General features: G+C 44.3%; 23 protein-coding genes. 15 read left to right on the top strand and 8 right to left on the bottom strand.

Annotated features, from left to right (window positions below; genetic code table 11):
• The 3 genes from AAAH86_RS02715 to AAAH86_RS02705 all read left to right on the top strand — a co-directional run bounded on the left by AAAH86_RS02715 (window position 1) and on the right by AAAH86_RS02705 (window position 4,577).
• Window positions 1-1,191, top strand: coding sequence for an acetyl-CoA C-acyltransferase (locus tag AAAH86_RS02715; protein WP_343485962.1), 1,191 nt, complete (start codon window positions 1-3; stop codon window positions 1,189-1,191).
• Between the two features lie 19 nt (window positions 1,192-1,210).
• A complete protein-coding gene (locus AAAH86_RS02710; RefSeq protein ID WP_343485961.1) occupies window positions 1,211-3,022 on the top strand; it encodes an acyl-CoA dehydrogenase family protein in 1,812 nt (603 codons plus the stop codon).
• 94 nt (window positions 3,023-3,116) lie between these two features.
• Window positions 3,117-4,577, top strand: a complete 1,461-nt coding sequence (locus tag AAAH86_RS02705) for an aminotransferase class I/II-fold pyridoxal phosphate-dependent enzyme (protein WP_343485960.1) — start codon at window positions 3,117-3,119, stop codon at window positions 4,575-4,577.
• Between the two features lie 13 nt (window positions 4,578-4,590).
• On the opposite strand, the gene AAAH86_RS02700 is transcribed toward AAAH86_RS02705, so the two are convergent.
• The 5 genes from AAAH86_RS02700 to AAAH86_RS02680 all read right to left on the bottom strand — a co-directional run bounded on the left by AAAH86_RS02700 (window position 4,591) and on the right by AAAH86_RS02680 (window position 10,086).
• Window positions 4,591-5,451: a hypothetical protein gene (locus AAAH86_RS02700; RefSeq protein ID WP_343485959.1), complete on the bottom strand. Its 861-nt coding sequence runs from the start codon at window positions 5,449-5,451 to the stop codon at window positions 4,591-4,593.
• Window positions 5,452-5,511: 60 nt separating this feature from the next.
• Window positions 5,512-6,648: a hypothetical protein gene (locus AAAH86_RS02695; protein ID WP_343485958.1), complete on the bottom strand. Its 1,137-nt coding sequence runs from the start codon at window positions 6,646-6,648 to the stop codon at window positions 5,512-5,514.
• A 174-nt stretch (window positions 6,649-6,822) separates the two neighbouring features.
• Window positions 6,823-7,512 carry a hypothetical protein gene (locus AAAH86_RS02690; protein WP_343485957.1) on the bottom strand — a complete coding sequence of 230 codons (690 nt, stop codon included), beginning with the start codon at window positions 7,510-7,512 and terminating at the stop codon, window positions 6,823-6,825.
• Entirely contained in the window at window positions 7,499-8,059 is a 561-nt protein-coding gene (locus tag AAAH86_RS02685; RefSeq protein WP_343485956.1) for an RNA polymerase sigma factor, read from the bottom strand. The genes AAAH86_RS02690 and AAAH86_RS02685 overlap by 14 nt, the downstream gene beginning before the upstream one ends.
• A gap of 224 nt (window positions 8,060-8,283) precedes the next feature.
• Complete coding sequence (locus AAAH86_RS02680; RefSeq protein WP_343485955.1) at window positions 8,284-10,086, bottom strand: glycoside hydrolase family 15 protein; 1,803 nt, start codon at window positions 10,084-10,086, stop codon at window positions 8,284-8,286.
• A gap of 103 nt (window positions 10,087-10,189) precedes the next feature.
• Between AAAH86_RS02680 and AAAH86_RS02675 the strand changes: the two genes are divergently transcribed.
• The 6 genes from AAAH86_RS02675 (at window position 10,190) to AAAH86_RS02650 (ending at window position 17,810) form a co-directional block, all read left to right on the top strand.
• Window positions 10,190-12,391: a bifunctional alpha,alpha-trehalose-phosphate synthase (UDP-forming)/trehalose-phosphatase gene (locus AAAH86_RS02675; RefSeq protein ID WP_343485954.1), complete on the top strand. Its 2,202-nt coding sequence runs from the start codon at window positions 10,190-10,192 to the stop codon at window positions 12,389-12,391.
• Entirely contained in the window at window positions 12,391-13,575 is a 1,185-nt protein-coding gene (locus AAAH86_RS02670; protein ID WP_343485953.1) for a nuclear transport factor 2 family protein, read from the top strand. The genes AAAH86_RS02675 and AAAH86_RS02670 overlap by 1 nt, the downstream gene beginning before the upstream one ends.
• Window positions 13,576-13,689: 114 nt before the next feature.
• Window positions 13,690-14,313, top strand: coding sequence for a TMEM175 family protein (locus AAAH86_RS02665; RefSeq protein WP_343485952.1), 624 nt, complete (start codon window positions 13,690-13,692; stop codon window positions 14,311-14,313).
• 1 nt (window position 14,314) lies between these two features.
• The gene (locus AAAH86_RS02660) at window positions 14,315-15,643 is read left to right on the top strand and encodes a M28 family metallopeptidase (RefSeq protein ID WP_343485951.1); all 1,329 of its coding nucleotides are present in this window, start codon (window positions 14,315-14,317) and stop codon (window positions 15,641-15,643) included.
• A 6-nt stretch (window positions 15,644-15,649) separates the two neighbouring features.
• On the top strand, window positions 15,650-17,275 hold the full coding sequence (locus tag AAAH86_RS02655; RefSeq protein ID WP_343485950.1) for a M1 family metallopeptidase: 1,626 nt from the start codon (window positions 15,650-15,652) through the stop codon (window positions 17,273-17,275).
• A 7-nt stretch (window positions 17,276-17,282) separates the two neighbouring features.
• Window positions 17,283-17,810, top strand: a complete 528-nt coding sequence (locus AAAH86_RS02650) for a GNAT family N-acetyltransferase (RefSeq protein WP_343485949.1) — start codon at window positions 17,283-17,285, stop codon at window positions 17,808-17,810.
• Here the strand turns inward: AAAH86_RS02650 and AAAH86_RS02645 are convergent.
• Window positions 17,807-18,547, bottom strand: coding sequence for a ThuA domain-containing protein (locus AAAH86_RS02645; RefSeq protein WP_343485948.1), 741 nt, complete (start codon window positions 18,545-18,547; stop codon window positions 17,807-17,809). The two genes, AAAH86_RS02650 and AAAH86_RS02645, sit on opposite strands and share 4 nt — an antisense overlap.
• Window positions 18,548-18,620: 73 nt before the next feature.
• Here AAAH86_RS02645 and AAAH86_RS02640 point away from each other — a divergent pair, with 73 nt between their 5' ends.
• From AAAH86_RS02640 to AAAH86_RS02620, 5 genes are all read left to right on the top strand, one after another.
• Entirely contained in the window at window positions 18,621-19,196 is a 576-nt protein-coding gene (locus tag AAAH86_RS02640; RefSeq protein WP_343485947.1) for a YdeI/OmpD-associated family protein, read from the top strand.
• 4 nt (window positions 19,197-19,200) lie between these two features.
• Entirely contained in the window at window positions 19,201-19,887 is a 687-nt protein-coding gene (locus AAAH86_RS02635) for a YafY family protein (RefSeq protein WP_343485946.1), read from the top strand.
• A gap of 47 nt (window positions 19,888-19,934) precedes the next feature.
• Window positions 19,935-20,309, top strand: a complete 375-nt coding sequence (locus tag AAAH86_RS02630; protein WP_343485945.1) for a hypothetical protein — start codon at window positions 19,935-19,937, stop codon at window positions 20,307-20,309.
• Entirely contained in the window at window positions 20,309-20,707 is a 399-nt protein-coding gene (locus AAAH86_RS02625) for a DUF1801 domain-containing protein (RefSeq protein ID WP_343485944.1), read from the top strand. Before AAAH86_RS02630 ends, AAAH86_RS02625 begins: the two co-directional genes overlap by 1 nt.
• Before the next feature lie 83 nt (window positions 20,708-20,790).
• Window positions 20,791-21,243, top strand: a complete 453-nt coding sequence (locus AAAH86_RS02620; protein WP_343485943.1) for an SRPBCC domain-containing protein — start codon at window positions 20,791-20,793, stop codon at window positions 21,241-21,243.
• A gap of 3 nt (window positions 21,244-21,246) precedes the next feature.
• Here the strand turns inward: AAAH86_RS02620 and AAAH86_RS02615 are convergent, their stop codons facing one another.
• Window positions 21,247-22,509 carry an MFS transporter gene (locus tag AAAH86_RS02615; RefSeq protein WP_343486817.1) on the bottom strand — a complete coding sequence of 421 codons (1,263 nt, stop codon included), beginning with the start codon at window positions 22,507-22,509 and terminating at the stop codon, window positions 21,247-21,249.
• 98 nt (window positions 22,510-22,607) lie between these two features.
• Here AAAH86_RS02615 and AAAH86_RS02610 point away from each other — a divergent pair, with 98 nt between their 5' ends.
• On the top strand, window positions 22,608-23,978 hold the full coding sequence (locus AAAH86_RS02610; RefSeq protein WP_343485942.1) for an amidohydrolase family protein: 1,371 nt from the start codon (window positions 22,608-22,610) through the stop codon (window positions 23,976-23,978).
• A gap of 5 nt (window positions 23,979-23,983) precedes the next feature.
• Here the strand turns inward: AAAH86_RS02610 and AAAH86_RS02605 are convergent, their stop codons facing one another.
• Window positions 23,984-24,511, bottom strand: a complete 528-nt coding sequence (locus AAAH86_RS02605; protein WP_343485941.1) for a hypothetical protein — start codon at window positions 24,509-24,511, stop codon at window positions 23,984-23,986.
• Window positions 24,512-24,675: the final 164 nt, after the last annotated feature.

Genomic DNA, 24,675 nt, shown 5'->3' with positions numbered 1-24,675 from the left:
ATGAGAGACGCATACATAGTCAAAGGATATAGAACAGCCGTCGGCAAGGCGCCCAAAGGGACATTTCGATTCAAGCGGGCAGATGAAATGGCGGCTGAAACCATTGAGCACTTAGTGGGCCAGTTACCCGATTTTGACAAAAAAAGAATTGATGACGTGATCGTAGGCAATGCCATGCCCGAAGGATCACAAGGGTTGAACATGGCCCGTTTGATTTCGTTGATGGGATTGGATATTGTGGATGTACCAGGTGTCACGGTCAACCGTTTTTGTTCCTCTGGATTGGAAACCATCGGTATCGCCACGGCAAAGATTCAAACGGGAATGGCAGATTGCATCATCGCAGGTGGCGTTGAGAGTATGAGCTCAGTGCCCATGACCGGATTCAAAACGGAGCTGAACTATGATTTGGTCAAATCCGGACACGAGGATTATTACTGGGGCATGGGAAACACCGCTGAGGCCGTGGCACAAGAATACAAGGTGTCGCGCGAAGACCAAGACGAATTTGCCTTCAATTCCCATCAAAAGGCGTTGAAGGCGCAGGCTGAAGATCGTTTTCAAGATCAGATAGTCCCCATCGAAGTGGAGCAGACCTTTGTAGATGACAACGGAAAAAAATCCACTAAAACATATACAGTGACCAAAGATGAAGGTCCGCGAAAAGATACTTCGTTGGAAGCGTTGGCAAAACTGCGGCCCGTATTTGCTGCCAACGGCAGCGTGACCGCAGGTAATTCATCACAGACAAGTGATGGGGCAGCGTTTGTTATGGTCATGAGTGAGGCCATGGTCAAAGAACTGAATCTAGAGCCTGTGGCTCGATTGGTCAGCTACGCAGCTGCAGGGGTAGAACCACGGATTATGGGCATTGGTCCGATTGCGGCAGTGCCGAAAGCATTGAAACAAACCGATCTGAAACAAAATGACCTTGAGTTGATAGAACTGAACGAGGCCTTTGCATCCCAATCGTTGGCGGTAATTCGCGAATTGGGCTTGAACAAAGACATTGTCAATGTCAATGGTGGCGCCATAGCATTGGGGCATCCATTGGGCTGCACCGGGGCAAAGTTATCGGTGCAACTGTTTGACGAAATGCGCAAAAGAAACATGCAGGGCAAACACGGCTTGGTCACCATGTGCGTGGGAACAGGACAGGGAGCCGCCGGGATTTTTGAATTTTTGAATTAACCATCGAAAGAATATTGTTATGAGCACCGAAACTATGAACAAAGAAATACTGCGGGGAGGCCAATTCTTGGTCAAGGAAACCGATTGTGAGGACGTCTTTACCCTTGAGGATTTGAATGAGGAACAGCGTATGATGCGCGAAAGCACTAAAGAATTTGTCGACCGTAAACTTTGGGCCCATTGGGAACGCTTTGAGCAAAAAGATTACGCTTACACCGAAGAATGTATGCGTGAAGCAGGTGAACTTGGCCTGTTGAGCATTGCCGTACCCGAAAAATATGAGGGTATGGGCATGGGCTTTGTATCCACGATGTTGGTCTGTGATTATATCTCCGGTGCCACAGGTTCATTCAGTACTGCTTTTGGGGCACACACCGGTATTGGTACCATGCCGATTACGTTGTACGGCACTGAAGAGCAGAAACAAAAGTATGTGCCCAAATTGGCTTCCGGTGAATGGTTTGGAGCGTATTGCCTCACCGAGCCCGGTGCTGGCTCTGATGCCAACTCAGGAAAGACCAAGGCCGTACTTTCTGAGGATGGAAAATATTACAGCATCACCGGACAAAAAATGTGGATTTCCAATGCAGGATTCTGCAACCTGTTCATTGTTTTTGCCCGAATCGAAAATGACAAAAATATTACCGGTTTTATTGTCGAAAATAACCCTGACAATGGCATCTCGATGAATCCGGAAGAGAAAAAACTGGGCATCCACTCCTCCTCTACCCGACAAGTATTCTTCAATAACACGAAAGTGCCTGTGGAAAATATGCTCTCTGAAAGGGGCAATGGCTTTAAAATCGCCATGAACGCCTTGAATGTGGGCCGAATCAAGTTGGCCGCTGCCTGTTTGGAGGCGCAACGCCGTGTAATCAATGAAGCCGCCAAATATGCCAATGAGCGCATCCAGTTTAAAACACCGATTATAAATTTTGGGGCCATCAAGGCGAAACTGGCCGATATGGCGACCAATGCCTATGTAGATGAGGCGGCCTGTTATCGTGCAGCAAAAAATATTGAAGATAGAATCGCCATTCGTGAAGCAGAAGGTAATTCACATCAAGAAGCCGAGCTCAAAGGTGTTGAAGAATATGCCATCGAATGTTCCATTTTAAAAGTGGCCGTTTCTGAACACGTGCAGCACACCACCGACGAGGGCATCCAGATTTTTGGTGGCATGGGCTTCAGTGCAGATACGCCCATGGAATCCGCTTGGCGCGATGCCCGTATTTCTAGAATTTACGAAGGCACCAATGAAATCAACCGTATGTTGGCCGTGGGCATGTTGGTCAAAAAGGCCATGAAGGGCCATGTAGATCTATTGGGGCCAGCAACGGCGGTGGGTGAAGAATTGATGGGCATTCCATCCTTTGAGACCCCTGATTTTTCAGAATTGTTTGCCGAGGAAAAAGATTTGGTCAAACGGTTGAAAAAAGTCTTTTTGATGGTTGCGGGCAGTGCCGTGCAAAAATTTGGGGATACCCTTGAGCGACACCAACAACTGTTGATGGCCGCAGCGGACATCTTGATTCAAGTTTACTTGGCAGAATCCGCTATTTTAAGAACAGAGAAAAACGCCAAACGTTTTGGCGAGGATGCGCAAGCCGCTCAAATAGCCATGGCAAAATACTATTTGTACCGCGCGGTGGACATTGTCAATCAAAAGGGCAAAGAGGCCATTGTTTCTTTTGCGGAAGGTGACGAGCAAAAAATGATGCTCATGGGCCTCAAGCGCTTTACAAAATATACCAACCAGCCCAACGTAGTGGCACTGCGCACACAAATTGCCGATAAGGTTGCGGCTGACAATGGTTATACCTTCGACTAATTCAAATAATCACCTCTGGTGAGAACCGTCCCGACGATACTGTCAGGACGGTTTTTTGTTTTGTGCAGAATGCACTACAGCGTATTTTTACCCAATGGGTGATCATATCTTTCAAGAACTGTATTCCGCTGATGCCTTTGAAAGCTTGGCCAAATCATTGGCAGAAGAACTTTCTACCCATCTGAAGAACACCACCACCGGAAAAAATCAAAAAACCATTGAATGGAACACTCCTGAAAATGAGCTTGGCTATTGGGTTGATTTTTTAAAAAATGGCAACAAAGAAGATTTTTTCAAAGAAGTTCTACACCGTACCACGCATACCCACCATCCTAAATATGTGGGGCACCAAGTGGCAGCCCCTGCACCGATTACCGCCCTGACCGGCATGGTAAGTTCTTTTTTGAACAATGGTATGGCCGTTTACGAAATGGGCATGGCGCCATCGGCCATTGAGCGTATCGTCACGGACAGCATCTGCAAGAAAATCGGATATGATTCAACTTCTGGAGGATTTTTGACCTCTGGGGGTACGTTGGCCAACCTTACGGCATTGCTTTCCGCCCGAAAAGCCATTGTCGAACATGACGTTTGGAACAAGGGTCACTCAAAACCATTGGGGGTCATGGTCAGTGAAGAAGCCCATTATTGTATTGACCGTGCCGCGAAAATCATGGGGTTGGGCGAAAAGGGAATTATCAAAATACCAGCTGCAGAAAATTTCGCTATGGATGTTTCCCAATTGGATGCTTGTTATGAAAAAGCAACATCCGAAGGCATTGAAATCTTTGCCATTGTGGGCTCTGCACCTTCCACCGCAACGGGGGCCTATGACAATCTGGAAGCCATCGGGCAATTCGCGAGGAAAAAGAAAATCTGGTTTCATGTGGATGGGGCCCATGGCGGAGCGGCGGTCTATTCCGACAAATACAAACACCTCCTCAAGGGCGTCAAAGAAGCGGATTCCGTAGTCATCGATGGGCATAAAATGATGCTGATGCCCATTATCACCACTGCCCTACTCTTTAAGAACAGATGGCATGCACAGCATACATTCAGCCAAAAGGCAGACTATCTGCTCAATGATACCGAGGAAGACCAATGGTACCAAAGCGGTAAAAAGACCTTTGAATGCACCAAGACCATGATGAGCCTGCATTGGTTCATCCTTCTGAAATATTACGGTGAAAGGCTTTTTGATGAATTTGTGACCCGCCAATACGACTTGGCACAAGATTTTGCCGATTTGCTAAAGACCAACAATCATATTGAATTGGCCGTACAACCAATGTCAAACATTCTGTGCTTTCGATATGTCAATAAAAGTCGAAGCGACCAAGAATTGAATTCGTTGAATTCAAAAATTCGGCAAGAACTGTTGAATGATGGCGAATTTTATATTGTTCAAACTAAACTAAGTGACAGGCTATACCTGCGTACTTCGTTGATGAATCCGTTTACCACGCAAATCCATCTGAAAGGTTTGATCCAAAAAATAAGCAACTGCGCCATGGCATTCGATAGACCACCCACAAACACCCCATCAAGAAAGTGAGACCAAACCGGCACTAGTCCACCAATGCCCTTGACGCATATAGTTGCTCTGTAAGATAACGCAATGAAGATTTCCACTTGCCATTGGCGAGCAAGCTCGACCCATCAGTGGTATTGCTCACAAACACGTTCTCAGAAAAATCCACCTCAAAAGATTCCACTTCACTGACTGCCCCGTAAAGCCTGATATTCACATTACGCTCTACCTGGGTGCCGTTCTGTGATGTTTCTGAAACGAAGTCCGTCGTAGTGGCCGCCGCATCTTTTTCGTTCTCGCTTATGGTCACGTACATCAAATATTCGGCACCAAGTGCCCCGCGCAGTTGTTCAGGAGTGGCCTTCTTGAGTTTGCTATAATTGAAATCTGAGTCGATGAGTTTTTCAATTGCAGTACCCATCTGTTGTACCTGAATGCCTTGCGAAGATGCCTTGTTGGCCATCAAGCCGATGATGTACTTTGTTGCAGCACTTGCCAAGTTCTTATCATACGCACCGTTTCGTTGAAAATCTATGGGCACAACGGCCAAAAGCCCCTCTTCGTAGTTGGGCGCTTCGGGAATGAATTCTTGTTCGGGCAGCAGTTCTTCAGAAACCGTGGCATTGTTCGATGATTTTTGGGGCGTGGTATCACCTCCTCCAAAATTCTGGGTTCGCCCGCTGGCAAAGACAATTTTATTGATTTTTGCAGGCCGGATTTCATTGACAACGCTCTCGCCCGGATAGTTGAAACTGATGGCTTCTTCGGTCACTTTCACAACCTTTACTTGTAACAACTGACCGTCATTGGTCATAATAATATCATTTTTTGCGGAATTTTGCTGGGAAAATGTTACTGTGAAGAACAAAACTCCCAATAGGGTAACTATAGTTTTCATGGTATAGACTTAAAATTAATTTTAAACATTTCTTTTTTCATTGCTGGATGCCTTCCTCATTCAGAGATCGATACGAACGCCCACTGAAACAAACTGCTCGTTGTTCAGGTCGTCATCCTCAAAAATGGTGTTCAGGTCATACTTTCCATAAATGGAAAATGCCCCAAAACCAACATAGCCGCTCAACCCGAAAATTTGCTGGTTGATATTTGGCACATCGATCCGTTCAAGTTTGTTAAAAATCCTCCTTCGGAACAAAATGGGATATTCAAGTTGCTGTTCAGCATCTAAATTGTATCCGATATACCCCCCAACGCCAATCTTAAATTGATTGCTGGCGGAATAGTATGTCGTTCCATCGGGTCTGGTCTTCAGTTTCGTGGGACCAAACTCAAGGTGGACGGGCAGCACCAGATTGTGCACCAAAAAGCGTGATTCTGACAAGGCTCTGGGAAACTGTTGTAGCTCAGATCGCCCATCGGCCACACCAAAGAAGCGATTCCCGTTCGGTTCCAGTTCATTGAGTTGGTATGATATGCCGTATTTTAACCGGAACCCATTTTTTTTCCATAGCGGGGTTTTCAATGCAAGTCCGACTTCCCAAAAACGAGAGCTGTAGAATTCATAATTCTCCTCATCTTCGATGGCCTGCCAGGTGATGCCTTCACTTACCGTATTGTTGAGGCCCAGGGCGAAAACCACATCCAAAGTGGTGGGGGCCTTAATCTCACCACGCTGAACCGGAATTGTTTTTTGCGGCATAGGTTTTGGTTCAGGCTTTTCAAATAACTGGGCGCGTGTTCTGGGCGATTGTATCATGATACCCTCGGTTTCTTTGCTGTAATTGTCCACATCCAAGAAAATTTCCACCTCATCTTTTCGGGGGGGCGTTTTCAACTTTTCTTCCAAAAAGAAAATACTTTCGCGCAGTGAGGCCTGTCGCTGTTCAATTTTACGTGTACTGGCCATCGCTGCCTTGAGCTTGAGTTTCTTGGCCTCCTCTTGGGAAATAACGCCATTGTTCAGCAGGCTGTTGATATTATCAATTTGTGCTCTCAGCGCTTTTTTTTCTTGATCCTCAACAATCTTCAATTCTTTTTGCAGCTCGGCAACGGCCCTACGTTCGCCATCGCTCTGGGCCATCCCCATATTTATGACAAAGCATAGTGCCAATAGTATGATTGTAAACTGTTTCATGTGTTGATTTTTATAGTTTTTTAATGGTCACATGTAATTCGCTATTTAAAATCTCGGTGGGTATTCCCGCAACATGCGGTATTATGGATCATTTCATAGCGAATCGTTTGTATGTTTTCAATCTTATCAAAAATTCTTCATTACAAAATCAGAACCATCCACCAGCCATTATTGTCAATTGGCAATGATGGTCTTGAACTTTTTAAATCCTTGTTTGATGTGCTGTCCGAACCCTTTTTTTGGTTTTAGTTGCGTTTCATGTTCAATTTCGTCGAGCATTTTCATGGCATACGCTTTTTGGGCCATAAAACTTGCCTCTTGTTGAAGCAAGGTATATTCTGCCAATTGTATCAGGCTATCGATTTCTGACTCTGTGACTTTTTGAAAATTCTGGGTCAGAGGTGCTATTTCTACTTTTACAACCGATAGGTCGCCATGGGCTGTCAATCCATCATCGGATAGGGATATATCTTCATGTATCGCACTCAGCGATTCAAGGGCATCATTCTGTTTGTTCTCCTCTGTATCTCTTTCTGTTGCGCTTTCATTGGTTTTTGATGATATGGGCCAATCCTGTATTTCTGTAGCTGTGTTTTGTGCTTTTGCCGTAGCCAACAATAATTCTTCTGTTGTATTGTTAAAATGCGGAATTGATATAGGATTGGTATCGTTGGTAAACTGTGAACCCAACAGTAATACAATGATGAACAAGGCCAACCTTTTGTACCATGCACTGCGTTTTTTCAACTTGGCTTGGTTTTCAAGCTGCTCAAAGAGTTCGAGGCGTGCATAAACACTGGGAACATGGGTTTCGTTCTCAAGGTTCTTTTTAAAATAGCTATCTATTTCGTCAGCTCGTTCCATAATTTTTACCGTGTTTTTTTAATTTTTCGCGAAGTACACGACGGGCCTTAAAAAGTTTTGTTTTTGAGGTGTTCTCCGTAATGCGAAGTACCTTGGCAATCTCGTTATGCTTGTACCCTTCTACCGCATGCAACATGAACACCAAGCGGGATGCCTCCGGCAATTGATCAATCAATCGGAGTAGATATTCAGCATCACTTTTGTCAGCCACTTTGGGTCGGCCATGGTTTTGGTATTCATGAATATCGCCCCTGAACACGAGACGCCTGTTCTTTTTGAGAAAATTGATGCATTCACGTACCATGATACGCCGTACCCAACCTTCAAAGCTTCCCTTTTCCTTAAAAGTGTCAAGACGCATAAACACTTTTAAAAAACCTTGAATCATTACATCTTCAGCGTACTGTACGTCGCGAATGTAACGCTTACAAACCGCCAACATCTTGGGGGCATACCTATCGTAAAGCCCAAACTGGGCCGCCTTGTTCGAATTTTTTGCTTTTCGGATGAGGGACTTTTCATCCTTGTGCAGGGGTATAATTTTCATCTTTCATGTATAGCAATTCAAATGGCAGATGCCTTTTTCTATATAGACATACCATTAAGATGAAAAAGTTCCCCTTGGTTGATGATTTTATGCAAAAATTAACACGGAAGTGTGAAATATTAACAATAAGGGAATCTCAGAATGGCTTTAGGCCCATCCTAATCAGGAAATTGTATCAGTAATTTGCTCCGAAAAAATTAGAACAAACAGGTAGATAAAAATGCTCAGTCGCGCATAGACTCCCAAATCTTTTCCTCACTGTCTTTTCTAGAAAAATTGATGGCGCATTCAATCAGTGCCAAATGTGAATAGGCCTGCGGAAAATTGCCCAGCAGCCGTTTGGTCTCAAAATCGAGATCTTCACTGAAAAGTCCGAGATGGTTGCTGTATGACAATAACTTTTCAAACATTTCACGAGCCTTCTTTCGTTCACCGATTTTAATCAGTGCGTTCACAAACCAAAAGGTACATACGGTAAATGAAGAAGAGGGCTCGCCAAAATCATCTTCATTTTTGTAACGGTACAAAAGGCCATCTTTGCACAGCTCTCGTTCAACCGCATGGACAGTTTTGACAAACCGTTCGTCTTTGGCGTCAACGCAGCCATAAGCTTCCATGAGCAATACCGAGGCATCCAAATGTTTGCTGCCGTACGATTGGGTGTAGGCACCGACCTCCTCGTTCCAAGCATTCTGATAAATATCGTTCCAGATTTCCTCCTCTAGTGGCTCCCATTTTTCAACCTTGTGCTTTTTACCAAGAATACGGGCCACTTTGATGGCGCGATTCAGGGCCGTCCAACACAGTACTTTTGAAAAAGTGAAATGTCGGTCTTCGGTGCGAAACTCCCAGATTCCCTTATCGGGTTCTTTCCAGGTTTGGCTCACGATCCAGACAATACCTTTGGTGATGGTCCATAATTCTTCACCATTTTCGATGTCGGTGCTGAACTTTTCAAGTTGCTGGCAAATGACATCCATCAGAATGCCATAGATATCATTCTGTTTTTGTAGATAAGCGGCATTGCCAATACGTACGGGTTTTGAGTTTTCGTATCCCTTTAAATGTTCAAGTTCAAGCTCGGTCAATTTTTTTTCGCCATCAATGCCATACATGATTTGGAGCTTTTCTGCTTTGTCAGGTATAATATCGATGATGAATTTGAGGTATCTTCTGGCCACATTTTCATGCCCCAATTGTAATACCACTTTGATGACCATCGAAGCATCGCGAATCCAACAGAAGCGATAGTCCCAGTTACGGACCTCGCCAATAGTTTCGGGTAGTGACGTTGTGGCCGCGGCAAGCACTGCGCCAGATTTGTCATAGCTCAATAATTTCAGGGTAATTGCGCTTCTTGAAATCTCGTCATTATACGACTGGTAATTGGGGGTTTTATTCGACCAGTTAAGCCAATATACCTTGGTACGCTCAAAATCGAGATAGCTCTTTGGTGTTGAGGGAAGGAATATTTTTTCATTGTAGGCCACTAAAAAATAGCCGTCTTTCGTCACCGTTAATTCTTCACCAGCCAGTACTTTTTCCTTATCATAGGAAGTGTACAAAAATACGGTCTCAAATCTGCCATTCTTGGCAAGACTTGCAATAAAATCGGGTTTGATGTATGATTCGGTCTCGCCCTGGGCATAGTTGAGCTTGGGGCGGTAGTTGACCCTGAACTTGGGTTTGCCAGAGCGTAACATCACATATCTGATGATTTCTGGGGGCGCATAATAACCGCCACCCTCTTTTCGGTAACGGGGCATGAAATCATATACCTCAAAACTGTTCTCACCATCTGAAAAAAGGGTGATCAAGATGGCCGTATTCGCTTTGTAACGTTGTTCGATGGTATACGAATCATCAACCAAAATTTCAAAACTGCCCCCAATCTCATCGTCCAACAGCTTGCCAAATACCGATGGTGAATCAAATTCAGGCAGACAGCACCAGTCAATCGAGCCTTTTTTTGAGACCAAAGCCGCACTTCTACAATTCCCTATAATTCCATAGTCCAAATTCTCCATTCAATAAAAATCTTAATCCAAAAGGGTCAGTAATTGCTTTTGCGCCCGAATTTGACGAAATTTAGAGAAACTATAAAGTAAAATCCACAGAAACATCCATTTTATGGGTAAAACTATCATAATCTCAAATCGGCTGCCCGTTCAGTTGCAAATCAACAACGGTTCAATAGAGGCCACGCCCAGTGTTGGCGGATTGGCCACAGGCATGAAATCAGTAAAACTTGAAGGTGAACGTCTTTGGATCGGTTGGTCGGGGTTGACCAAAGAGGATATTCCCAAAGAATTGTCACCAAAAATTGACGAAGCCCTTGCAAAACATGGCTGTGCGAAGGTAAGTCTCACCGCTGATGAAATTGATGGGTATTACTACGGGTTTAGCAACCGCACCATCTGGCCGCTCTTCCACTATTTTTTGGAATATACCGAATTTGAACTCGATTTTTGGGAAACCTATCAACAAGCCAACCAAAAATTTGCAGATGCCGTACTGGAAAAATCGGGCGAGGATGATACGATTTGGGTACACGACTATCAGTTGATGCTGGTGCCCCAAATGATAAAAGAAAAGCGCCCGAATGCCACTATCGGTTTCTTTCTTCATATTCCCTTTCCTTCGTACGAAATATTCAGAACGCTGCCGTGGCGTGAAGAAGTGCTTGAGGGTTTGCTGGGGTCAGATTTAATCGGTTTCCACACCTACGATTACGAACGGCATTTTCTGAGCTCTGTAAGAAGACTGCTCGGTCTTGAAGTCAGCTTTAACGATATTTTTCAAGAAAACAGGATTATCAAGGTCGACTCATTTCCTATGGGGATTGATTACGATAAATTCAGCAATGCTGCACAAGAACACATTGAAAATCCCAAAGAAAAAACCGACATTCAAAAACGGTTGGATGAACACAAAAAATCGGCCCCTGGCACGAAGTTATTGTTGTCAATCGACCGTCTGGATTACAGTAAGGGAATCGCAAAACGTTTGAACGCTTTTGAGTATTTTCTGAACAGATATCCCAAATACAAAGAAAAAGTACGCCTTATTATCTTGGCTGTGCCATCGAGGTCCAATGTACCCCAATATCAATTGCTCAAAAAGGAAGTCGATGAATTGGTAGGAAGAATAAATGGGGAATTTTCAACCGTCAACTGGACACCCATTTGGTATTTCTACCGCAGCATGCCATTCGAAAACCTTATCGACCTGTATACCAATTGTGATATTGCATGGTTGACCCCATTGCGAGACGGTATGAACCTTGTCGCCAAAGAATACATTGCGACCAGAACCGACAAGACAGGCGTATTGATTTTGAGCGAAATGGCAGGTTCTGCCTATGAAATGAGTGAGGCTTTGCTCATCAATCCCAATAATTTTGAAGAACAGGCCAGTGCCCTTAAGACTGCGTTCACCATGCCTGAAAAAGAACAGGCAAGACGTATCAATGTATTGCAAAAAAGACTGAGTCGGTACAACGTCAAAGTCTGGGCCAATTCATTTATGGATACCCTGTTGAAGCAAAAGGAAAGCCCTGCTGCCAACGTCGCCAAAAGGCTGACCGAAAAAGTGTTGGGCGAAATTGTGGAAAAATACAATACGGCCAACAAACGATTGTTGTTTCTCGATTATGACGGTACCTTGGCAGGTTTTCACAAAGACCCGCAACAAGCATCTCCCGATGAAGAATTGTATGATTTGTTGGATGCCCTGCACAGCCAAAAGAATACCACGCTGTTTTTGATCAGTGGCCGCGATAAGGAAACTTTTACCAAATGGTTCCTTCCCAAAAAATACAATATGATTGTGGAGCATGGTGTGTGGATCTCTAGAAATGGTGAGGAGTTTCAATTGCTGGAACAGGTCAAAAAAGACTGGATGGAGAAAATTCGTCCCGTTTTGGAATCAGTTGTAGATCGTACTCCAGGTTCTTTCATTGAAGAAAAAAATTATTCACTGGCGTGGCATTATCGCAATACGGATCCTGATTTTGGCGAAAAAAGAGCCGTTGAGCTCAATGAAACGCTCACTGGCTTGATTGGCAATGATGACATCAGTGTACTGGCCGGCAACAAAGTGATGGAAATCAAAAGCAGTAATGTAAACAAAGGCCGAGCAGCTGTCAGGGTGCTCAGTGAAGATGATTTTGATTTTGTGTTTGTCATTGGGGATGACTGGACGGATGAGTTCATGTTTCAAGAATTACCTGATTCTGCCATCAGCGTTAAGGTTGGGCTCAAAAAAACCAGTGCGAAATACTATGTCAATGGCCCGAAAAGAGTGCGTGAACTGCTTAAAAACTTCGTTTGATGAAACGTTTCTTTCTTTTTCTGATCGGGTGTTTACCATGGCTTGCGATTGGTCAAGCAGATACAGAAGTGTATCTTTTTGATTTAGAGATTGATGATGACAATATCAAACTGACCAATCCGAAGAACATCTCCAACAATGAGGGTTACGACAACCAGCCATCATTTTTGGATGGGAATACGGTGCTCTTTTCATCGACAAGAGCCGGGCAAACCGATATCAAAAGATTCAACATCACCCAGGGAAGCACCACTTCATGGATTACCGATACCCCGACAGGCAGTGAATATTCACCGTTGAAAATTCCCGGCAAAGATGCCATTTCGGCCATTCGATTGGATTTGGACGGACTGCAACGCCTGTATGAATACGACCTTAAAACAGGGGAACCCAAGCTACTGCTCAAAGATTTAAAAGTAGGCTATCACGTTTGGTACAACGACCATATCATTGTTTCTGCCGTATTGGTCGACAACCGTATGGATTTGGTCGTGAGCAACCTTAAAGATGGCTCCAACTACACCTATCAGAAAAATGTGGGAAGGTCCTTGCACAAGATTCCGAATACGGATTTGATCAGTTACATCAGCAAAGAAAATAAGTCTTGGGAAATCAAATCTCTAAACCCTATTTCGGGCGCCACGAAAACCATTGTAAAAACCCTGAACAATACCGAGGACATGCGCTGGCTGGCCGATGGTACCATTTTGATGGGCTCGGGCAAATCGATTCTGAAGCTCGACCCCAAAACCGATACCGAATGGCAAGAAATCATCAGCTTCAATGTGGCCGACATCAACAATATCAGCAGAATTGCAGTGAACAAAGCTTCAGACCGATTGGCTTTTGTAGCTGAGAAATCCCCAGAGCATATAGTACAAAAACAATTGGATGCCTACAACAATCGAGATATCGATGCTTTTATGGCTACGTATTCAGATGACATCCAATTGTTCAACTTTCCAAATCAACTGATTTCCGAAGGAAAGGAAAAAATGCGCAAAAACTATCAAGGCTTTTTTGAGTCCACTCCCGACCTGAATTGTGAAATCAAAAATCGAATCGTTATCGGCAACAAGGTCATCGACGAAGAATACATCACGGCCAACGGCTCCAATTTCAGTGCCGTGGCCATTTATGAAGTGAAGAACGGCAAAATTGCCAAAGTCACTTTTTTGCGATAAATTTCAGATGAAAACGACCTTGCGGAAGGCCCCAAGGTATTGAAAGAAAACCTAACTCAAGATTTCGACAGTCCCGAAGCTTCGGGGTCGAAGTATTAAAATCTCGATTATCGAGTGAAGTTTCCACATAACATCGGCCGAATCGAGGCTTTTAGTGATGCCGTGTTCGCTTTTGCGGCCACACTATTGGTCGTCTCCTTTGATACGGACGAGGGTTTTCAATTGACCACGGCAGAAGCCACCAGTTTTATCACGTTCGGTGTCAGCTTTTTTGTGTTGGTGGGCTTATGGTCAGTACATTATAATTTTTTCCGAAGGAACAAGTACATGGACAATTGGATCATTGCCCTCAATACCATCCTTCTGTTTGTGATTCTCTACTATATTTTTCCCCTGAAAACATTGATTGAAACGTGGACGAGTCAAAAAGGTATCAACGTCAATGATTTTTCGGCACTGTTCCAACTCTACAGTCTTGGATTCTTCTTGATTTTTCTTTGCTATTCGTTGATGTACCTGAGGGCCTATAAAAAAACCAAATCATTTGATGTTGCCCTGACGCTCCTATTTTATTCCAGACATTTCGCAATTTATGTTTTGGTTGCTGGAATTTCCATATTATTGGCAAAGTTTCAAATCGGATTAAGTTATGCGTTACCAGGATTGATTTACTTTCTTTTAGGGCCTTTGTGTTACCTTCACGGAATAAATTTTTCAAAAAAAAATTCAAATAGTTGATATGCGATTTTTTATACTTCTCACCTTCTTTTGTTCATTGTTCTCTTTTTCCCAAACCGATTCTAGACTATACGATATCATTGATGCTGTCTCGGCAGAGCGTATTGGCAATGATATTGAGACCTTGGCCAATTTTGGCACCCGTCATACATTAAGCGACACGGTTTCAACAACACGGGGCATCGGTGCCGCCAGAAGATGGATAAAATCTGAGTTTGATAAAATTTCAAGTGATTGTGGCGACTGCTTAGAGGTTTTCTACCAAAAAGATTTGGTCAAGAAAGGTGAAAACCAACGGATTGTCAAAGATGTTTGGGTGGTCAACGTGATCGCCATAAAACGTGGAACAAAATACCCCAATCGCTACATCATCATGAGCGGTGATATTGACAGCCGTGTCAGTGACCCCAATAACTACACTTCTGATTCGCCCGGGGCCAATGACAATGCGAGCGGTATGGTAGGTACCATTGAGGCTGCAAGGGTGCTCTCAAAATATGATTTTGAAAACAGTATCATCTTTGTCGGGCTGTCCGGAGAGGAACAAGGCCTCTTTGGTGGTAAGGGCCTTGCCGCCTACGCCAAAGAAAAAGGTTGGGACCTCATCGGGGTTCTTAACAACGACATGATCGGTAACATAAAAGGGGTCGATGGGGTCATCAGTAACCGTGACTTTCGAATTTTTTCAGAACCTGTACCACCTACGGAAACGGAAAGAGAACGACAGGCCAGACGTTTTTACGGTGGCGAGGTCGATGGCATTTCAAGACAATTGGCACGGTACGTGCACAAGACTACCAAAACCTACATGCCCGAAATGAAACCGACAATGATTTATCGTTTGGACCGATTTGGTCGGGGTGGGCACCATAGGCCATTCAATGATGCGGGTTATGCGGGCATCCGTATTATGGAATCCCATGAAAACTATACCCAGCAACATCAAGATATTCGTGTAGAGGATGGTATTGCTTACGGCGATGTGCTCGAACATGTCAACTTTGACTATGCCAAAAAATTGACCGCGGTAAATGCCATCAATCTGGCATCCATTGCATGGGCACCTCCCGCTCCTTCAACAGTTGAGATTGGTGGAATTGTTGAACCGTCGGCGAAATTACGATGGAACAAAGTAGAGGGTGCAAAAGGCTATAAGATTTATTGGCGGGATACCACTTCACCCACTTGGGACAATTATCGCTACGTAGGTGACGTTACAGAATACACCTTGAAAGGCATTGTCATTGATAATTACTTCTTCGGAGTGGCCGCCGTGGGAGAGAATGGCCATGAAAGCCTTGTGGTATTTCCAAACGGCGTTTTTAGATAGATTGACATGAGAAAACTGTTTTTATTTTTTCTGTTGGGATGCCTCACGGCTACCGCACAAGACAATTCGAGCTATACCGAAGATGAATTTCTTCGTGGTAGCATTACTCCAGAACGTGAATGGTGGGATTTGACCTATTATCATTTGGATATTGATGTGAATCCCGATGAAAAATACATTTCTGGTTCAAACACGATACGATTCAAGGTGTTGGAAGAAAATGAGGTCATGCAAATCGATTTGCAGCCGCCATTGAAAATTGAAAAAGTTGAATATCAAAATAGCGAATTGACGTTCAAGAAAAAGGGAAGCAATGCGCACATGGTACTGTTCGAGAATCCCCCAAAAAAGGGAAGCATCGCTGAAGTGACCGTACAGTATTCGGGCAGACCCAAAGAAGCCATAAGAGCACCTTGGGATGGCGGTTTTTCTTGGAAAAAAGATGGCAACGGCAACCATTTTGTGGCAACCTCATGCCAAGGTCTGGGCGCCAGTGTTTGGTGGCCGAACAAAGACCACATGTACGACGAGGTCGACAGCATGATGATCAGCGTCACCTTTCCAAAGAACTTGATGAACGTTTCAAACGGGCGATTGCGAAAAGTAGAGGAAACTGATTCCACCAAGACCACCCACTGGTACGTTGACAATCCTATCAATAATTATGGCGTGAACGTCAATATTGGTGATTACGTTCATTTTTCAGAAAAATACCAAGGTGAACAAGGTGAGCTTGATTTGGATTACTGGGTGCTGCGAGAAAATCTTGAAAAAGCAAAAGAACAATTCAAGCAGGCTCCAATGACCATAGCGGCCTTTGAGCACTGGTTTGGCCCCTACCCTTTTTATGAAGATAGCTTCAAATTGGTCGAGGTACCGTATTTGGGTATGGAACACCAAAGCTCGGTGACCTATGGCAACAAATATCAAAATGGGTATTTGGGCACCGACCTATCGGGTACAGGGTGGGGCCTCAAATTTGACTTTATCATCATACACGAAGCAGGCCATGAGTGGTTTGCCAACAATATTACCTACAAAGACATCGCCGACATGTGGGTTCATGAGGGCTTTACGGCGTATTCTGAAAATTTGTACCTCGACTATCATTTTGGTACCGAAGCGGCCGAAGATTATGTTATCGGCACTAGAAAAAACATACAGAATGATAGGCCCATCATTGGTCGGTACAATCTTAATAGGCGTGGTTCGGGCGATATGTACTACAAGGGGGCCAACATCTTGCACACACTTCGCCAATTGGTCGAAGATGATGAAAAATGGCGGTCCATACTTCGGGATATGAACAAAACATTCTATCACCAAACAGTGACCACGCAACAAATTGAGAACTTTTTGAGCAAAAAGACCGAAAAAGACCTCTCGGCCTTTTTTGAACAGTACCTGCGTACCACGATGATTCCCACTTTAGAGTATGAATTTGATGGAAAAAAAATCAAATACCGCTATGTTGACGTAGTGGAAGATTTTGACATGCCCGTTCGGGTTTTTGTGGATGAAAAGGAACACTGGCTCTTTCCCAACAAAAATTCGGAATGGAAAACCGAAAAGCTGAAAGGGGATGCATTGACCATCGACCGAAACTTCTACATCGAAACCAACGAAATTTGATGTCTTCATGAACCTTGACCTGCAACCTACCCTCAAAAACGATTTGGTGCTGGTTCGCCCCTTGGCGCAAGAGGACTATGATGAGCTGTACAAAGTGGCCAATGACCCCAAAATCTGGGAGCAGCATCAAAATCCGGATCGTTGGGAAGCAAGTGTATTCAAAGAATTCTTCAAAGGTGCCATAGACTCAAAGGGAGCTTTCGCCATTATTGATAAAAAGACCAACAAAATCATAGGCAGCTCACGTTACAAAATTTCAGAGCGCTCCCCAAAAGCGGTTGAAATTGGGTGGACCTTCCTTTCTCGAGACTATTGGGGTGGTCACTATAACAAATCGTTCAAAACCTTGATGATTGACCGTGCCTTGACCCATTTCGACCATGTCATTTTTCATATCAATGAAAACAACTTCAGGTCGCAAAAGGCTACTGAAAAACTGGGCGGCAAAAGAATTGAACCCGACAGTGAGCACCAAGAACTAAGGCACCTTGATAAGACCGCGCTGACGTATATAATTTCGAGAAAAGCAGTTTAATCTTTGGTACCAATGGCGTATTGAATACCGCCCAATATGTGCTTTAAGAACAATTCTTCTGAAAAGCTTTCATCGGTATGTCCCCCAGCGGTATAAAAAGCTCGCCCTCCATCAAACTCGTGGTACCAGCTCATTGGGTGAAAGTCGCCATTTTCGCCCCCTTCATACGTTGACTCGTCAACGGTCATCAGCACCTTGACATCAGGATTCAAACTTCTAAAATTGTAGAGTTCATCGGTACGGGTCCAGACCGTATCCACAAAAAATTCCGTTGCGGGATGGTTTTTATCCTTGATGATAAAATCGGCTTCGGGTGTTCCCGGTGGGTGGCTTTGAAAATAGGCCCCGACCAATCTGCCGTACCATTCCCAATCGTATTCGGTGTCTGTTGCCGCGTGAATACCCACATATCCTCCCCCAGCTTGAATATAGTGTTCAAAAGCCGCTTCTTGTTCACGATTCAGCACATCGCCCGTAGTGCTCAAAAAAACCACTGCCGCATATTGCTTCAAGTTTTCATCGGTAAAAAGTTCCGCATTTTTGGTGGTGTCGACTTCAAGATTGTTTTCCGCACCCAGCTTTTGTATTGCCGCTATTCCCGTAGGAATGGAAGCATGCTTGAAACCCTCGGTTTTTGAAAAAACCAAAATTTTTGGAGTACCCTCCGCCTCTTTGTTACAGCAAAGGGTAAGCAGCAAAAAACATACAAATAAGGGCAAAACACTTTTCTTCATCATTACATTTTTAGATTTGAATAGGCATATCAGAAACAAAAGATAATCACTATTTTTCTGAAAAATCGGTTTTAAAATGCCAGAATTGGAGGAAATCTATTTCAAAAACGATATAGAGTGGCGAAAATGGCTCCATGAAAATCACGGCAAATCAGAGGGTGTTTATTTGATTTTCTACACGGTCGCCCATGAGAAGGAAAGCATGCGCTGGGAAGAGGCCGTTCGGGTCGCCCTTTGCTACGGATGGATTGACAGCACCGTCAAAAGTCTGGGTAATGGCAAACGCCGGCAATATTTTTGTCCGCGCAAGCCAAAAAGTGTTTGGAGCAAGGTGAATAAAGATCATCTGAAAGAATTGGAAGCTGAGGACCTCATCCATGAAAGTGGGTACAAGGCCATTGAAATTGCCAAAGAAAATGGCTCATGGTCAGCTTTAGATGATGTGGAAAACGGTGTAGTGCCCGATGACCTGCAAAAAGCCTTTGACAAGAATAAAAAAGCATGGGAAAATTTTCAAGGCTTCACCCGTGGTCAGCGCAAAAGCTATCTCTATTGGTTGAACCACGCCAAACGGGAAGAGACTCGTCAGAAACGCATTAAAGAAATAGTTTCACTCTGCGAGCAGGGAATTAAATCAAGGAATACCAGATAAACACATGAAGCGACTCCATCGATTGACTGCACTGCTCATTGAATTCCAGACCAACAAATCGTTGAAAGTAAGAGATTTGAGCAAATCTTTTGGGGTGACCACACGAACCATCTATCGTGACATCAACGCTTTGGAAGAGGCTGGAGTGCCCATTGGATATGAACCAGGGGAAGATTATTTTCTTTTGGAGGGGTATCAAGTAGCCCCTGTGCATTTTACCCCTGAGGAAGCGAACGCACTTATCACCGCAAAAGCCATTATCGGGCAAAATAGTGATGCCTCGCTATCAAAAGCGTTCACCGCTGCGGTCAACAAGGTCAGGGCAGTATTGCGTACCACAGAAAAGGAAAGCACCTATCTACTTGAAAAGAGAATAGCTCCCTCAAAAGCTTCGCAAAACCAAAGCGATACTTTGATGGCCATTCAAAAGGCCATTGGAGGTTTTACCGTACTTTTTATGGAATATAGGACTGCTGATGGTTCGAAATCCCAACGCCAAGTTGAGCCCTTGGCGCTCTACTTCACCCAAGAACACTGGATTTTAGTGGCCTATTGCCAACTACGAAAAGCCAACCGCGAATTTCGTCTGGACCGCATAATCAAACTCTCCCCCATCGATGAAAACTTTCCGCCCAATCAATTTACGCTCGACGATTATTTCAAAAAAAATGCAACTTCTAAAAAATCATGACATAGGGCTGTCACGACCTGCACCTAGCTTTGTGGAAAATTCAACAAATGAAATTATGTGCAATCGGGTTTTTGGCTTTTCTAATGTGGAACAGCCACGCCCAAGACAAAGAATCAATGAAAAAAGCAACATGTATTGAGGTGGTAACCTTTTCCCCAATCGAAAATGTAGCCCCAACGGCCCTTGAGGAAGCCATGAAAAGTACCTATGAAATCATCAAAACCTTCGACGGATTTGTCGGTAGAACGACCGCCATGGATGAAAAAGGTACCTTTATCGACGTGGTCTATTGGGAAAGCAAGGAAAAGGCCCTAAAAGCCGCAGAACAAGTAATGCAACTACCCGAAGTGGCTAAAAACTTTACCCTGATAGACCCCAAAAGTATCGTTATGAAGCATTACGAAATTTTTGCTAGGGAATAGTGAATAAGTTTCAGAAAGTAAAGTTCGATTCCGTTGAAGAATTCTTGGGGTATCTGCCCCAAGAAGAGCTTGACATTGTCACCAGACTGCGCGGGCTCATTGCGGAAACATTCCCGCAATACCGTGAAAAATTGGCCTACAATGTGCCCTTTTACTATAACCATAGGCGCATCTGCTTTATTTGGCCATCTGCCATCCCCTGGGGAAATCTTGACCATGGGGTGGCCTTGGGCTTCGTGAACGCCTCCAAAATCGACCCAGAACAGCACTTTTTGAAATATGACAACCGAAAAACAATGGGAAGAATGATCATCAACAACCTCAGCGAAATCGACGATGAAAAGATGGCCACCCTAAAGTTTTTGTTACAGGAAGCCTATCTGGTCGATGGCGGTTAGAAGTTTTACATGGAGCCTATAAGTAAAATGATTATCTTGTATGACGGGCATGAAATAGTAGGCCTTTAGCTATGTTGCTGACCATGAAAACACTGCATTTTGACAACAAAATCAACGCGCCAACATCTAAGGTCTATGAAACGATGCTGGGCGAAGACACTTTTAAAAAATGGACATCAGAATTCAGCCCAACCTCTCGCTATAAGGGAAATTGGAACAAAGGCTCTAAAATTCTGTTCTTGTCGGATGATGCCGATGGAAAAGTATGCGGTATGGTCAGCCGTATCAATGAAAACAAACCCAACAAATTTGTGAGCATCGAACACATCGGAATATTGGAGGATGGTCAAGAAATCACTGAGGGTGAAAAAGTGGATGCCTTTGCCGGGGCTTTGGAAGAATATACGTTCACTTCAAAAAATGGAGCATCCACAATTTTAAAAATTAGGATGGATTCGGTCCCCGAATGGGAAGATTATTTTATGGAGTCATGGCCAAGGGCATTGAAAAAGCTAAAAAACATTTGTGAGCGATAAATGTCATTTGCCGTATAAGCGATGGTAAAGAAATGAGGCAATCCCTCCGACAAAGGCAAATCCGCTCAGCATCCAAAAAACATTTTGATGGCCGAGTTCTTGCTCTGGGTACATGTCCAACAAATATCCGTAGGCAGGTCCTGCAAAAATATCGGGCGTGTAGCCGACCAATGAAATCAATCCGACAGCAGTTCCCGTAAGTGCCAAGGGAATTTTCCCTTCTTGCATCACCCCAAAATATAGTGCTCGTGCGGCATACACCCCAATAGCTACAATTAAGACAGATAGAAAGAACAAAGCAGTGGTTGATGGGCCTATGGTTCCTGTTGCAAATAGAACGCCCCCAACAATACAAAAGCCAAAACTCAGCATCAACCAAAGCGTGATCTTAAAGCGGTCTACCAAAAGCCCGACCAAGATACCCGTTGTGGGTCGCAAAAATTGTAACAAGGTTCCGACTTTAGCCGAATTTACCTGGTTGTACAACATCACTTCCTCAGCATATTGTGAAATCACATCAGTGATCTTATACCCTACATAGGCACAGCAAATAATGACCATCAGTAACCACACCGATGGCAGTTTAAGCACCTGTTTGATTTCTGTGGAGGAAATACGCTCTACCACCAGCTTTTTTTCATCAGAACCCGATTTCATGTACAGCCAAACCAAAATTCCGATAATCGCAATGATGCAAGAAGCCGTATAAATCACATAGGTAAACGCATTTTTTCTATCGGGAAGGGAAGCGCCATCAGCATCTCCAACCAAGAAAAAGGAAAAAATGACCACCCCGAGCACCCCAAACAACGCTCCCGTAAGTCCGCGGCCGCCATCCAAGAAACCAAAGGCTTTACCTTGTGAACCAACGCCTCCCCATACTCGCGTGGCCTTGATCATCGGGGCCCAAAACAGGAAGATGGTCGTAAAGCCCCAATATCCGTAAAGTACTTGCAAAACCACAATATTTGGATACTGAGCATAGAGAATACCGCCCAAAGCAGTCATCCACAGCGCAATGGCAATAAGTTTCCTTGGTGGATATTTGTCTGCCAAAGGGCCACCCAAAATATAGGATACCATGGCCACGATTCCGTAAACGGAAAAACAAAGCCCTAGTTGTACATTGTCCAATCCGAAAACATCGAGCACCGTGGGCCTAAAAATTCTTGGTAGCACAAAGGGAAGGATAAAGACGGCTTCCCCGGCGAGAATCAGCAAAACCAGATAAAACCAAGAGGGTTTTGTAGTGTTTTTTGAAGTAATTGAAACTATTTTTTCTAAAAATACACATTTGCATGAGAACGGTTTGCGAATAAAAAGCATGAAAAGTTTTGGTATCTTTCTGTGTAAAACAACCACCAATGAAAAAAATAGCATTTCTAATCATCTCTTTGGTCTTGGCCGCCTGCAACCAGGCACAAGAGAAAGTCAGTTCCACTGCCATCCTGATTTCAGATGTTACTATTGTGGATGTCAGGGAAGGGCAACTCTTGGAAAACCGTCAGGTGGTCATTGATTCTGGAAGGATTAAATCCGTTTTAGAGACCCTTGAGAATGCGGAAGCCTATCAAAACACCATCAACGGAAGTGGCAAGTACCTGATGCCCGGTTTGGCAGAGATGCATGCCCATATTCCACAACCGCCCACGTCACAAGAGCGCATCGAAGATGTGCTTTTTCTCTACCTCAGTAATAGCGTCACCACCATTCGGGGCATGCTGGGGCACCCCGCCCATTTAGAACTTCGAGAAAAAGCTGAAAACGGTGAAATAGTGAGCCCGCAAATTTTCACTTCGAGTCCATCATTGAACGGCAATTCTGTTCAAACCGAAGAAGAGGCAGAGGCCAAAGTCCGTCAATACGAAAAAGACGGCTATGACTTTTTAAAAATACACCCAGGAATCAAATTGCCCGTTTTTGACCAATTGGTCGCCACTGCCAATGAGGTGGGCATCTCCTTTGCAGGGCACGTACCTGTAGATGTCGGTATTCGCCATGCCTTGGAAAGCAAATATGCCAGTATTGACCACGTAGACGGCTTTTTAGAAGGGCTCGTACCCGAGACGGCCAATATCAAACCTAGTGAAAATGGCTTTTTCGGTTACAACTTCACGAAACTCGCAGATACCACTAAGGTTGATGAATTGGTCGCCTTGGCAAAGGCCAATGGCGTATGGATTGTGCCCACGCAAAGCCTGTACACCAAATGGTTTGCCCCGGCGGATGTGGACAGTCTTTTGGCTCTGCCCGAAATGAAATACATGCCGAAAGAAACATTGAACAATTGGCGCAACGCCAAAGAAAACTATATGAACGACCCCAACTTCAACAAAGACCAGTGGCAACAATTTATAGACATCAGAAAACAGCTGATCAAAGCATTGAGCGAAAACGGACACGGTATGCTCTTGGGCTCTGATGCACCACAACTCTTTAACGTACCGGGGTTCTCCATTCACCAAGAAATGGCAGATATGGCCGATGCGGGCATGACGAATCTTGAAATCATACAATCGGGCACCATCGACCCCGCTGTTTATTTTGGGATGGAAGATGAATTTGGCCAAATCAAAGAAGGCTTGGTAGCCGATTTGATACTGGTCGATGCCAACCCTTTAAAGGACTTGGGGGCTTTACAAGAATTGTCAGGGGTAATGCGGCAGGGGAAGTGGTATTCGAAAGGAGAGATTGAGAAAAGATTAAGCGAAATCGAGGAAAAAGCCAATAACTAATTTGTTCAGGCTTTCTTAGCCTTAAAAAGTCCAACCACAGCCCGTCCCAACTTATAAAACAAAAAGAGCACCCCTGCCAGCACTATGGCAAATAGCATCGGTATCATCGCCCCAAAGGTATAGCTGAGACCCAGCACCCAACCCAACAAAAACTCTGATTTATACAGCGGTAAGGCAACCCCCAAGCCAAGTATGCCCAAAAGCACAAACCCCGGTATCTCAATGCCGAGCTCAAAACAGATGGCAATGCTGCCTGCAACCACAAGCGCTGTAAAAAAACGGCTTATGGCCAAACGAAATGTATCCTTCGCATCAGGGGCATCCACCCGTTTGTGAATGCGGTACAACAACACCCAAGTAAAAAAGGGCAAGATGATGGCCCCCAACCAATTGGGGAAGGGCGGCATATTTTCATTCATAAATAAATAATGCACGGGTATGCCGCCATGGGTATAATCCCACAGTACATGCGCCCACACTAAGACGGTGATGACAAGCGTAATGATAAGTCGGTTGCGTTTGGTGAGTTTCATAAGAGTTGTTTAATTAGTTTTTTTCATTCCCGCGGAGGCGGGAATCTGTTGGTTTTACCACTGCAGTCTTTTGTATCTTCATAGAAACCCCTAAAGTCCCCTCAAGGGGACAATCCCCATAAAGAATTAGTGACAATCTATTGCCTATTGTGCTCAAGACTACA

Origin of the sequence: Allomuricauda sp. d1 (assembly GCF_039592695.1) — a bacterium.
Lineage (GTDB): Bacteria > Bacteroidota > Bacteroidia > Flavobacteriales > Flavobacteriaceae > Flagellimonas_A.
The sequence above is the reverse complement of the archived record's forward strand: the minus strand, read 5'-3'. Positions and strand labels throughout refer to the sequence as shown.